At 46.5% G+C, this 12,677-nt stretch carries 6 protein-coding genes; 3 read left to right on the top strand and 3 right to left on the bottom strand.

Going from position 1 to position 12,677, the window contains the following annotated elements:
* Window positions 1-118 precede the first annotated feature (118 nt).
* A complete protein-coding gene (gene patX, locus QUB11_RS15150) occupies window positions 119-334 on the bottom strand; it encodes a heterocyst-inhibiting protein PatX (protein WP_333391002.1) in 216 nt (71 codons plus the stop codon).
* 854 nt (window positions 335-1,188) lie between these two features.
* Window positions 1,189-1,914 carry a dephospho-CoA kinase gene (coaE, locus tag QUB11_RS15145; RefSeq protein WP_333202450.1) on the bottom strand — a complete coding sequence of 242 codons (726 nt, stop codon included), beginning with the start codon at window positions 1,912-1,914 and terminating at the stop codon, window positions 1,189-1,191.
* A 207-nt stretch (window positions 1,915-2,121) separates the two neighbouring features.
* On the opposite strand from coaE, the gene QUB11_RS15140 reads away from it, so the two are divergent.
* Window positions 2,122-7,269 carry a CHAT domain-containing protein gene (locus QUB11_RS15140; protein ID WP_333390999.1) on the top strand — a complete coding sequence of 1,716 codons (5,148 nt, stop codon included), beginning with the start codon at window positions 2,122-2,124 and terminating at the stop codon, window positions 7,267-7,269.
* 485 nt (window positions 7,270-7,754) lie between these two features.
* Here the strand turns inward: QUB11_RS15140 and QUB11_RS15135 are convergent, their stop codons facing one another.
* Window positions 7,755-9,179, bottom strand: coding sequence for a diguanylate cyclase domain-containing protein (locus QUB11_RS15135; protein WP_333390996.1), 1,425 nt, complete (start codon window positions 9,177-9,179; stop codon window positions 7,755-7,757).
* Window positions 9,180-9,408: 229 nt separating this feature from the next.
* Here QUB11_RS15135 and QUB11_RS15130 point away from each other — a divergent pair, with 229 nt between their 5' ends.
* Complete coding sequence (locus QUB11_RS15130; RefSeq protein ID WP_333202444.1) at window positions 9,409-9,564, top strand: hypothetical protein; 156 nt, start codon at window positions 9,409-9,411, stop codon at window positions 9,562-9,564.
* Between the two features lie 34 nt (window positions 9,565-9,598).
* Complete coding sequence (locus QUB11_RS15125) at window positions 9,599-12,625, top strand: PAS domain S-box protein (RefSeq protein WP_333390994.1); 3,027 nt, start codon at window positions 9,599-9,601, stop codon at window positions 12,623-12,625.
* Window positions 12,626-12,677 lie beyond the last annotated feature (52 nt).

The following is a 12,677-nucleotide window of genomic DNA, read 5'->3' as shown; positions in this document are numbered from 1 at the left end:
TTTTTGCTACGCAGTACGTAAGTCCCCCATTCATGGCTCGAAATCTTCAATTTTTCTCTTCTTATCCCAATTTTATATGCTCCCAGTGTCCCTCTAATTCCTCGCAATTATCGCTTTTTTAGGCTTTATTATCTCCCCTCCCCTGCCCTCGTTGTGGCGGCTTATCTTTACCGTCTGCGTCACAGGTCTGAGTGGCAGCTAGAGTCGTTAAAATTTCTGAAGCAGAGTTGTCTTGAGCAAAAAAGGTCGATCGAGTTTCTAAGCTTTGAGCATTAACTGCGCCAGCACTCAGTAACAGGCTTGACATCAGGATGGAAGAGTAAACGCGCATCATAAATTTTGGTGTTTGTATTTTCCCCTTCTTAATACGCAGTCTGTACTCTGCTATCAGGATAAAAAAAATAATTGTGGTCAAATCATCAATTAGTAAGTGACGGCACCTGCAATTTTTTTGAATTTTGGTTAAAAGCGGGTTAAATCCATCATCTAGCTCGCCTGTTAGCTTGTAAGCTCGAGTTTCCTGCTGCTTGCGAGCAAGCAGCAGAATTCAACCGCTGGAATTTTCTTGAAACACTCTTCATATCATGTCCGATGATTGACCATAATATCCCGGCCGGGCGGGTTTTTGAGATTGTCAATTATTGGCAGATATTATTGGTGAACCCGCCCCTACCTGATTTCGGGTAATCGACCGGACATGATATCAAACAAGGAAACTACAACCGCAAATTGTAATTTTTCCTACTTTTATGATTAACTTCATAATTTATTGATGTGAAGCCGCAACCCAAGGATTAAAGACAAAACAGGAGAATACCCAGGCGCGCCATCAGCACCCTACATATAAATATCTTGGTGAATGAGATTGCTTAAGGCGGGCAACACCTAATTTTTCACATTAACTTCATAAGTGGTTGCTATTGTATTTTTAAATGAATTGTGAACCTTTTATCTTTTATTTTATTCTCTTTTCTTCTATTACAGCGGTTCTCAGGAAAGTAACGTACTATTATCGCGGAGTCAATCTCAAATCTCAAAGCGACTGACCGAAAGCATCGAGGATACAAGCCCCCGGATTGATCCGTCCAGAAATAAAAAACCTGTATCCGATAGACAAGCCCCCGAAGTTATCCGTGGCGTTAATGCTTCAATTCTAAAATCTAAAATCTAAAATCTAAAATCTAAAATCTAAAATCGACTGACTTGCACATCTACCTGCCGGAATAGCGAGTCGAGGGTTGACGAGTTGTCCAAAATAACATCAGCTTGTTGACACTTTTGAGCTAGCGGCAACTGGGCGTTAATGCGGGCATTAGCTCGATCGTAACTTAAGCCATCTCGCTGCATTAGTCGTTCTAACTGCACTTCGGGTGAACAGTACACTACCCAAATTTCGGTACACAAGTCAGTCATGTTAGCTTCAAACAGCAGCGGCACTACCAAAACCAAAGTCAACGTGTCAGCCTTGGCACAGAAACCGGATTTTTTTTCAACAATACTCGGTTCTAGCTTTTGGTGAAAAAAGCCGATTTCTTGAGTCTTTGTACCTAAATCCTGTGTGTCTTGGGATACCAAACTCGATGCAGCAATGCAGCTTTGAGTTTCCTCAAGTAATCGGCGGCGCACGTAAGGGTGAATCTGTTGTTCCAACCACTGCCGCTCGTCTGCGTTACAAAAAATAATACTTCCCAACTCTGGCCGATTTAAATTGCCGTCCGGGAGCAAAATACCCGCGCCGTATCGTTTTACAATAGAGTCAAGTATTGGCGAACAGGGGTTCACAGCTTCGCGGGCGAAAATATCGGCATCTAAAATCGGAAATCCACAGACATCTGCCAGATAATTAGATATAGCGGTTTTACCAGTGGCGATGCCCCCAGTTAAACCAATCAGACGGATAATTCGATCGCTCATAATTTTCAGGCGTTTAAACGGAACTGTGTTTCGACACTTACTGTCAGTCTTTGCTATGTTGGTGACACAATCAAATTTAGACTTAAAATTTAAGATTTGCGATCGAGAGTTCGCGTTAGGAAGTGTCAGCATTGGGGTGCGATCGACTCTTTTTTACCTAAAATCTCAATTTTAAACTCGAATTAAGGTCTAGACCGAGGCAAACTTATGAATGCTCAACGTGCTGTGCGGTCGATTCTGGCAGCAATTCCCCTTGCTGGATTTTTAATATTAGATTTTTTCCCCACCCTGGTTTTCCTCAAAGAAAACAGCAACGGATGGGTAGTCGTGGCAATTTATCCCCAATCTCAAATTGCTGGGGCACAATCTATTACTCCAGCCCCAGACGGCACCGGAACCAATGTCACCGCCCCAGGTACAGCGTCGCCCCCTCGCTACGACATTCAAGGCGGCACTACATCCAGAGACGGAGCAAATTTGTTCCACAGTTTTACTCGGTTTGGCCTGAATGCTGGCGAAACTGCCAATTTCATCTCCAACCCAAGCGTTAAAAATATCCTCGGCCGCGTTGTCGGGGGCGACGCTTCCTTAATTAACGGCCTAATTCAAGTTAGCGGCGGCAATTCTAATTTGTTGCTGATGAATCCCGCAGGCATTATCTTCGGAACAAATGCCCGACTCGACGTGTCCGGGTCTTTTTTGGCTACCACCGCTAGCGGTATCGGTTTTGACAACGGCTGGTTCAACGGTACTGGGGCGAACGACTACGCGGCCCTCGTCGGAACGCCGAATGCTTTTATTTTTGGCCCACAGCCGGCGAGTATTGTCAATGCCGGTAACTTGGCTGTCGGCACGGGGCAAAATTTGACTTTGCTGGGCGGTACGGTCATTAGTACAGGACAACTTTCAGCCCCAGGCGGTCAAATTACTGTGGCGGCTGTTCCGGGCGAAAATCTGGTGCGGTTGAGTCAAAACGGACTTTTGCTGAGTTTAGAAGTTTCTCCGGCAGCCGGAATGTCGGGTTCCGAAGGTGTTCCCTTCTCTCCCCAGAGTTTACCTCGGCTGCTTTCGGGCCCCGGCGTGGCTAACGCTACGGGTATAACTACGAACGCTCAAGGTGAAGTCGTGCTCACAGGCGGCCAAACAGTGCCTGCAGGTGCTGGAACTGCGCTGGTAGCGGGTGCTGCGGACGTGTCTGCCAGGGGGGGCGCGGGAGGAAGCGTCAACGTGTTGGGCGACAAGGTAGGGCTGTTTGGAGCGAAGATTGAGGCTTCGGGGCCGGACGGTGGCGGAACGGTGCGGATCGGGGGAGATTACCGAGGCGAGGGAACTGTGCCGAATGCCAGGATGACTTACGTGGATGGCAAAAGTTCGATCGCCGCCAACGCAACTGAATCAGGCAACGGCGGCAGAGTCTTTGTCTGGGCTGACAACACAACAGCATTTTTGGGCAGCATCAGCGCAAATGGCGTTTCTGCAACGGGAACCGCAGGTGTTGGCGGGTTTGTAGAAGTGTCGGGCAAGCAAAGATTGATTTTTAACGGTACTGTTGATACCTCTGGGACAAACGGTTTGGGGACTTTGCTGTTAGATCCAGAAAATATTTTAATTACAGATTCCCCAGAAGCTGCGGGCGATGCGGCAATAATTGCCAACAATAATATTTTGGCAACAGGAACGCTACCAGGAGAGGAAAATAATTCTGAGCCTTCGCTGACAATTTCGGCTAAAGCTTTGGAAAGTATGTCGGCGACTGCAAATGTGGTTCTCGAAGCGCTCAATGATATTACAATTGCTGATTTGGCGGACAATCAGTTGAGCTTTCAAGCAACTACTGGTTCGGTAACATTGAGAGCAGATGCCGATCGCAATGGTGCGGGTGCTTTTTCGATGAATTCTGGAGATACAATTAGCACGGCGGGCGGTGCGATCGCCCTGGAGGGAAGTCAAATTACTGCGGGCAATTTGTCGAGTAACGGGGGAAATATTAGTTTGATTAGTCCGGGTTCGACTGTTGCCAACAACATTTCTTCATCCAATCCCAGCACCGGCAGCAGCGGGAATATTGCGATCGACGGCCTGAACGTAACGGCCCAAAAACTTGATGCCAGCGGCCCGGAAGCGGCGGGAAATGTAACTGTGACGGCTCGGAATGTTCTGGGAGTGAGCTCGATCGCAGCGGGATCGGGAAACATTACTTTGACTGGTAATGAAATTAATTTGACTGGTGCCAAAAATTCACTCAGCGGTACTGGCTTTTTGGTACTGCAACCTTGGAGTCCCGGTCAAAATATTGCGATCGGCGGTTCTGGAGATGTCGGTACTAATATTTATTTGAATCTGACGGCAAACGACCTCGGAAGTTTGGAAAATGGGTTTGCTGGAATTACGATCGGGCGCAGCAACGGTATCGGTTCAATTCTGATTGCTAACGATTTCACATTTTACGATCCGCTAATTATTCAATCGCCAGCGGGTTTGGGAACAATCACTACCACAAGTTCCTTGACAGGGGCAGACAATGCCTCAATTACTCTCAAAGCTGACGGCAATATCCGTACCGGAAATATCACTACCAACAATCAGGAAATTAGCATCGTCAGCACCGCAGGCAATGTCACAACCGGTCAGCTACTTACTGGAACGGCCCGCACCATCAACACTTCTGTCAATCCTTCCGAAGATATAGGCACTTCGGCGGGAGATGTTAGTGTTACTGCACAGGGTACCGTGACTGCCGGGGCGATCGACACGAGGGGCGATCGCGCGGGGAATGTGACGCTAACGGGGCGCAATGGAGTCACAGCAGGCGCGATCGAAGCTGGCGGCTCGAAAACACCAGGAAATATTACTTTAACCGGCAGCGATATAGACTTGACGGGTGACAAAAATTCGATCGCCAGCAACGGCAATCTGGTGCTGCAACCGGCCGATCCTAGTCAAAATATTATAATTCAAGGTTCGGGCAGTACAGAAGCTCTGAACTTGACTGCTGCTGAATTGAACACTTTTCGGAATGGGTTTGCTTCGATCGCGATCGGGCGCCCTGACGGTAGCGGTGCGATCACGATTGGTTCTCCAGCGCCCAATTCAACGCCGAATTCCACGCCAGTAGCGGTGACATTTCAAGATCCGACGACGATTCAATCGCCGTCGGGCACAGGCGCGATCGTGGGAACGGGTGCGACCGTCGGCACTGATAACGCCACGATCTCTCTGATGGGCGGTACTGTAGCCGTCGGAGATGTTACCTCGACTGCGGGGATTAACATCACTAGCACTCAAGGCAAGTTGACTGCTGGTACGGTTTCATCTCGCTCAACTTCCGGGGTGGCGGGCCCTATCAATATTCGCAGCACCGGTGCGGTAGAAACCGGCAACATCGATGCTTTTGGTGCCAGAAGCGGGGGAGATATTTCGATTGCGGCGCCGGGCCGGATCGTTACAGGGGTGATCAACTCGAGTTCGCAATCGGGAAGTGCCGGTTCGAGCCAAATTACCGGCCAGAAAGATGTTGAAGTTGTTTCGATCAAAGCTCGCGGCAATACGGGCGGCGATGTGGCAATCGAGGCTGGGGGAGCGTTTCGGGCTGCGGGAACAGGAACGGCTGCTGAGCGCGCCCAGGTCAGCATTTCTACAGAGGGGCTGGCTCGATCGGGTTCACAGACGCTGCTGCAAAGCTCTTGCCCGTCGGGAACCTGCACGGCGGCGACTGTTGGGACGGGAAACTCGAAGTCGAACACTGCCACCTCCTCAACTGCGATCGGGCGGCTGGCGCTCGTGCCGAGTCCGGCACCAACTACCAGCGTGGAACTGAAAACTACAGCCAATTCTCAACAAATTGTGACTCAGGTGAGTCTCGGCCCCGCAGCGCCGGTGCCCAAGAGCACTAACGCAAATGTCTCGCCAGAACCTACTGCTGTCCCTGTTGAGGCTCAGTCGAACGAGACTGCGGCCGGCCAGGTACTGCTGTCGCCGTCGGTGTTACAAGACAATTTGGCCGCGCCTGCAGCGACAGAAAACGGCAGCTTGCAGGCAACTGCACAGAAGCCCGCGAGTGCGGTGAGTGCAGAAAGTATCGGGAATGTGAGGGTTCCTGAGATTTCTCGATCGAACTCGATCGCGCAAATAAATCCGATCGACGCAGTGCAGCAAAGGGATAGAACTCAGGGCCGGGAATTTGAACGTTACTTTGGGGGCACTGTCACTGAAAAGTCAGTTACGCAGAAAAGTATTCGAGATACTCTCAACAGCGTCAATCAGTTGACTGGGGTTAAACCCGCCATCCTTTACGTGTGGGCGAAACAGAAACATTTAGAACTTGTGTTGTTATTGCCAGACGGCAAAAATGTTTTTAAAAGCGTGCCTGCAAGCCGCGAGACAGTTCTGCAAGTTGCTAAAGAATTCACTAATGCTATCAGAATTCCCAGGAGATTGAATGCTGCTGATTACAAGGAACCTGCCGAGGAACTTTACCAGTGGTTAATTGCACCGCTGCAACCGGAATTGGATGCTAACAAGATTGACACCTTGGTGTTTTCGATGGATTCAGGTTTGCGAACTTTGCCTTTGGCTGCTCTTTACGACGGCAAGCAGTTTTTGGTAGAAAAGTACAGTTTGGGGCTGATTCCGAGTTTAAGTTTAACTGATACTCGCTATGCCGATGTTAAGGGTTCCGAAGTGTTAGCGATGGGTGCGTCGAATTTTCCGGCCCAATACGATCAAAATCCTTTGCCTGCGGTGCCGCTGGAAATATCGACAATTGTGGGCAAGATTTGGCCGGGTTCGTCTTTTCTCAATGAAGCTTTTACTTTGGCAAATTTGAAGCAGAAGCGCAATCAACCGCAATACAAAATTATTCATTTAGCTACTCACGGCGATTTTCAGCCTGGGGGGGCCCAAAATTCTTACATTCAGTTTTGGGATACTAAGTTGCGGTTGAATCAGTTGGATCAGTTGAAGTTATCTAACCCGCAGGTGGAGTTGTTGGTTTTGAGTGCCTGTACTACGGCGGTGGGAGACGAACAAGCTGAGTTGGGGTTTGCGGGGTTGGCGGTGCACGCGGGGGTAAAATCGGCTTTGGCGAGTTTGTGGTATGTCAGCGATGTCGGTACTTTGGGGCTGATGACTGAGTTTTACCAGCAGTTGCGTACAGCGCCGATTAAGGCGGAGGCTTTGCGGCAAGCGCAGTTGGCGATGTTGCGGGGTGAAGTGCGGTTGCAAGATGGTTATTTGGTACGATCGGGCAACAATCAAGCTCTGCCTTTGCCGTCGGAGTTGGCCGCCAGGGGCGATCGAAATTTGTCGCATCCTTATTATTGGGCCGCTTTTACAATGATCGGTTCGCCTTGGTAATTCTGAAGGAACAGGGTGCGATCGGCCAAAAAACCGGGATAGAACAAGTCGCCAAACTCTGAGGATGGGAATACCTAAAAAAGTGCGGTAACTCACACTAGAGACCGCGACCTCAACATCTAAAACGGGATAAAATGGCACAATAAAAATAAAAAAACTCGACTGCTAGCGCCAGAAATAGTGATTGTATACAAGTTTTTACTAAAAACATTTAGTTCAAATAACTTATGATAATTCGACAAAAAAGTTTCGATTACCCAACAACAATTGCTCTTGATTATCTAGCCATAACGCTCGGCGGTGAGAATAAACTAATGGGGAGCAACGCTTTCTCCGTTTTTATCTAGCATTCTTAAAAAATTCATACGGATCTAATGAGGGGTTAGAGGTAATAGAGCCAATCTTTTGGAAGTAGAGACAAAAACGATTGGTTTCTAACGGATGGCTGATTGGGGGAATCAACTGCCTCTCACCAGGTTGTCTAATTATATTAGTTCGTCATCGTCTCGACGATAAACATGAACACAGTTGCGACCTTTGCCTTTGGCAGCATAACAAGCTGCATCAGCCGCCCCCATAACCTCCATCAAATCTTGGCTGGCTTGGTTAATGGCAACAACTCCGATACTGACCCCGATGATAAAGGTTTTGCTATCCCAAATAAACCGAAACTGATGCACTATGTCTTTGAGCTTTTCCGCAATTAGAGCGGCTTTAGAGAGGGGACATTTAGTAAGCAAAAGACCAAATTCATCACCTCCCAAGCGAGCCAGTGTGTCATTAGCGCGGACTCCCTTTTGTAAAAGTCTAGTGATTTGGCGCAGTAGCTCATCGCCAGCACAATGACCTGCGGTATCGTTAACGACTTTGAACTTATCTAAATCTAAATAACAGAGAGCGTGCTGCTGATTGCTATCTTGAACAGAGGTGATCGCCTCAATTAGTCGCTGCTCAAATCCTCGACGGTTGATTAAACCCGTCAGAGCATCGTGATTGGCTTCCCAAGAGAGTTGACGAGCAATATTGCGCGATTCGGTAACATCATGAAAGACGATGACTGCCCCGATAATTTGGCCTTGGGAGTCTCGAATCGGTGCTGCTGAGTGCTCAATGGCATACTCAGTCCCCTCGCGCGAAATAAGTATAGTATGGTTAGCTAAGCCCACAATTCGCTTCTCCAACAAAGCCTTGTTGATCGGATTCTCTAATGGCTTTCGCGTTACTTCATTGACAATTTCAAAGACTGTAGACAGGGGGAGTCCCTTAGCCTCATGAGCCTTCCAGCCTGTCAGTTGCTCAGCGATAGGATTGAAAAATCGCACATTACCTTGAGCATTGGTAGTAATAACTGCATCACCAATCGATTGGAGCGTCACTTGAGCTAGTTCTTTTTCGGCAAAGAGGGATGCTTCGAGACGTTGACGTTCTTCCATTTCTCTCAAGAGACGTAAATTCTGCTCTTGGAGGCTTTTTTGCAACCGTCGGATGGTTAGGTGAGTTTCGATACGAGCTAATACTTCTTCGACTTGAAACGGCTTAGCAATATAATCTACGGCACCAACAGCAAACCCCTGAACCTTATTGAAAGTTTCATTCAGAACACTCAAAAAAATTATCGGAATGCTTGCGGTTTGCTCGTCAGATTTTAATTGTTTACAAACTTCATAGCCATCCAAATCTGGCAATTTAATGTCGAGTAAAATTAGTTCCGTCCATGGTGATTGGGCGGCTCGGATCGCCATGTCGCCTGTTGTGGCACAGCGAACTTTATAACCATGTGCGCTCAAAGTACGGCCCAGAAGACGCAGGTTATCAGGCAGATCGTCAACAATTAAAATATTGCCTCGGTAGTTGGTAGCTGGATCGCTAACTCTATCGCTAGTTCTATCGAGAACGCTACTGGTTTCCATAGTTTTTTGCCAGAGGACTATCACCCTATGAATAAGAGTATAGTTGAATCATGAGGTGATACACTCACTTTACCCTGAAAGAAGTCCTGCGATCGCAGAGTTCGAGGAATGGCACGCTGCCACAGCCCCTACAAAATCTGACTTGTTGAGGTAGGGATAATCTCTCCGTAGTTGCCCTTCTTCGTTTCGGCTAACATTAGGAGAACATTTTTTCAACGCAATCTGCTGTATGAACAAGCACATTTCTGAAAGAGCAAGTCTACTCGTCATTGCGATCAGATGTCTCGTGCTGCTAGATTGGCAATTTGACATCTCCCTACTCAAAAGTGGTTTTGCCGGTAAAACTTCGATGATGAAGCCGGCAATGGCCGAACTCAATCGCTAAGCACTTCAGCACTCATGAATAATTCAGGTTAGGTATGATTACACATTTTTTTGAAAGTGGAGGATTCCTTCCTCATGGTCACTGCTATCTCTGGCAAACAAATTTAGTAGGATTACATATTTTATCCGATGGTTTAATTGCTTTAGCTTACTACTCCATCCCAATCATGCTAATGTACTTTGTGCGACAGCGCCCAGATACTCCTTTTCCGAAAGTATTATTTCTGTTTAGCGCCTTCATCATTGCCTGTGGTACAACTCATATCATGGAAATTTGGACGCTTTGGTTTCCTACTTATTGGATTTATGGAGGACTTAAAGCTATTACTGCTCTGATTTCTATATATACTGCATCTGAGCTAGTGTTTTTAATTCCATCAGCCTTAGCTTTACCTAGTCCAGCTCAACTTATTGTGGCGATTCAAGCCTTAGAGAAGGAGATCAATGAGCGCAAGTGGGCTGAAAACGAACGCAAACAAATTGAGGTGGCTTTACGAAACAGTGAAGAGCAGTTTCGCAATGCCTTTGAAAATGCGTCCATTGGAAAGGCGATCGTTTCACTTGATGGACACTGGATTAAAGTAAATCCTGCCTTATGTCAGATTCTTGGCTACTCATCAGAAGAGTTGTTAGCGTTAACTTTCCAAGACATTACCCATCCTGACGATTTAGACGGGGATCTTAGCTATGTACATCAACTCTTAGCAGGAACCATTTCAACTTACCAAATGGAAAAACGCTATTTCCATAAACAAGGACATATAATTTGGATTCTTCTTAATGGATCGCTAGTACAAGATGAACAGGGAAACCCACTACATTTTATTGCTCAGATCCAAGAAATTACCGCTAAAAAAGAAGCTCAAAAGGCGTTAGAGCTTCAGAGTCTTATTATCCATAACATGGCAGGTGGAGTGTGTTTAATTAAAGCCTCAGACCTCACGATCGTCTACACTAATCCCAAGTTTGACGCGATGTTTGGCTATGCAGAGGGTGAACTCGCCGGTCAACCCGTTGGTGTAATAAATTACGTCGATACAGAGGTTACACCCGACGAAACCGTTGAAGATGTTGTTGTTAAACTCGATCGGGACGGAGAAGCACAATATGAAGTCTACAATAAGAAAAAAGATGGAACTCTCTTTTGGTGCAGGGTTCATACATCTAGGTTTGAGCATCCTGAATATGGAACTGTATATGTGGCCGTTCAGGAGGATGTGACAGAGCTGAAACAAGCTGAGCAAGCCTTGCAATCTACCACAAATCGCCTCAACTTTCTCCTGAACTACAGCCCCGTCGTTATTTTTGGCTGTCAACCTTATGGCAATTATGCAGCAACGTTCATGAGCGAAAATATCAAAGATGTATTGGGCTATGAAAGGATTGATTTTTTAGAAGATTCTGACTTTTGGGTGCATAACTTACACCCAGATGATTTAGAACGAGTGGTTAATGGCTTAGACAATTTATTCGTCAATGATTTTTATTTCCATGAATACCGTCTTCGTCGCTCAGATGGGGTTTATCGCTGGATACTCTGTCAACTCAGACTAATTCGAGATCCTGTAGGTAGACCAGTGGAAATGTTGGGATATTTAATTGACATTAACGATCGCAAACAAGCCGAGTTGGAACTTCAGCAAGCTAAGGAAGCAGCAGAAACAGCAAACCGAGCCAAAAGTATGTTCCTGTCCAATATGAGCCACGAACTGCGTACTCCTCTCAATGCTATTTTGGGATTTACGCAATTGATGAGTTACGATCCTGTTCTGACTCCCGAACTCCAACAAGATCTGGCCATCGTCAATCGTAGCGGCACACATTTATTGGCATTGATTAACGAAATTTTAGATTTATCTAAAATAGAGACCGGAAAGATGACAGTCTCTCTTTCTGACTTTGACCTAAAATCTTTGCTGATTTCTATTGAAGAAATGTTGCAAATTAAAGCCCAATCGAAAGGATTGAAACTAATTTTCGAGCTCGACCCCAATCTTCCCCAATTTGTCCATACCGATGAGCATAAGCTGTATCAAGTCTTAGTCAATCTGCTCGGTAATGCGATAAAGTTTACTAATAAAGGAAGCGTCACCTTACGAGTAATATCGGAACAGAGCGACCAAACGTCCTGTCGCCTATATTTTGAAATTGAGGATACTGGAGTGGGAATTGCTCCAACAGAAATTGAGAGTTTATTTAAGGCGTTTGTGCAAGCTGAAGCGGGGCATAAATTGAATCAAGGTACTGGTCTAGGTCTAGCTATCAGCCAAAGATTTGTCCAACTCATGGGTAGTCAGATTCGGGTTCAAAGCACATTGAATCAGGGCAGCATTTTTTACTTTGAACTTGGGGTAAAGTTACCTCAAGCAGTCTGCCTTGCCTCAGAATTGCTTAAACAAAGAGTGATTGGTATAGCTCCAGGACAACCAACTTATCGCCTCCTTGTGGTTGAAGATATAGACGAAAATCGCCGCTTATTGGTCAAACTTCTTACCTCAGTCGGTTTTGAGGTGCGCGAAGCAACACAGGGAGTTGAAGCACTATCCCTGTGGGAAAGTTGGTCCCCACACCTGATTTGGATGGATCTACGAATGCCGATCATGGATGGCTATACAGCTACCAAACGCATTAGAGAACACCCTCATGGACAAGAGACTGTCATTATTGCTTTAACTGCCAGTGCTTTTGAAGACGATCGAGAGAAAGCTCTTAGGGCTGGTTGTGACGACTTTATGAGCAAGCCATTTCAGGAACGGCTCATCTTTGACAAACTCGCTCAGCACTTGGGAGTAGAGTACATCTACACAGTTGTAGGAAAAGATTCCCAAAAACTATTGGTTGATTCTTTATCTCCCGAAGATATAGCCGTGATGTCCTCTCAGTGGTTAGAACAAATGTATCAAGCTGCCTACTATGTTGATCCTGAAGTCATGAACGAGCTAATCCAACAAATTCCCGCATCTAAATCTACCCTTTCCAGTGCGCTAATTGATTCGGTCAATAACTTTAACTATGACCAAATTATGGAGTTAATTCGACCTCTGATCCCGAATCCAGTTTAGTTATCGAGGGAGCATTTCAATGAAAGCAGCCCAGCTAGAAATTGGAGTTAGG

Source organism: Microcoleus sp. B6-A1 (genome assembly GCF_036705085.1).
In the GTDB taxonomy this organism is placed as follows: domain Bacteria; phylum Cyanobacteriota; class Cyanobacteriia; order Cyanobacteriales; family Microcoleaceae; genus Microcoleus.
Note: the sequence above shows the minus strand (reverse complement) of the source record. Positions and strands in the feature narration are given on the sequence as shown.

Coding starts and splice junctions, on each gene's coding strand:
- QUB11_RS15130 (WP_333202444.1), top strand. CDS start 9,409: ATGAACAAGCACATTTCTGAAAGAGCAAGTCTACTCGTCATTGCGATC.
- QUB11_RS15125 (WP_333390994.1), top strand. CDS start 9,599: ATGATTACACATTTTTTTGAAAGTGGAGGATTCCTTCCTCATGGTCAC.
- QUB11_RS15135 (WP_333390996.1), bottom strand. CDS start 9,179: ATGGAAACCAGTAGCGTTCTCGATAGAACTAGCGATAGAGTTAGCGAT.
- coaE (WP_333202450.1), bottom strand. CDS start 1,914: ATGAGCGATCGAATTATCCGTCTGATTGGTTTAACTGGGGGCATCGCC.
- patX (WP_333391002.1), bottom strand. CDS start 334: ATGATGCGCGTTTACTCTTCCATCCTGATGTCAAGCCTGTTACTGAGT.
- QUB11_RS15140 (WP_333390999.1), top strand. CDS start 2,122: ATGAATGCTCAACGTGCTGTGCGGTCGATTCTGGCAGCAATTCCCCTT.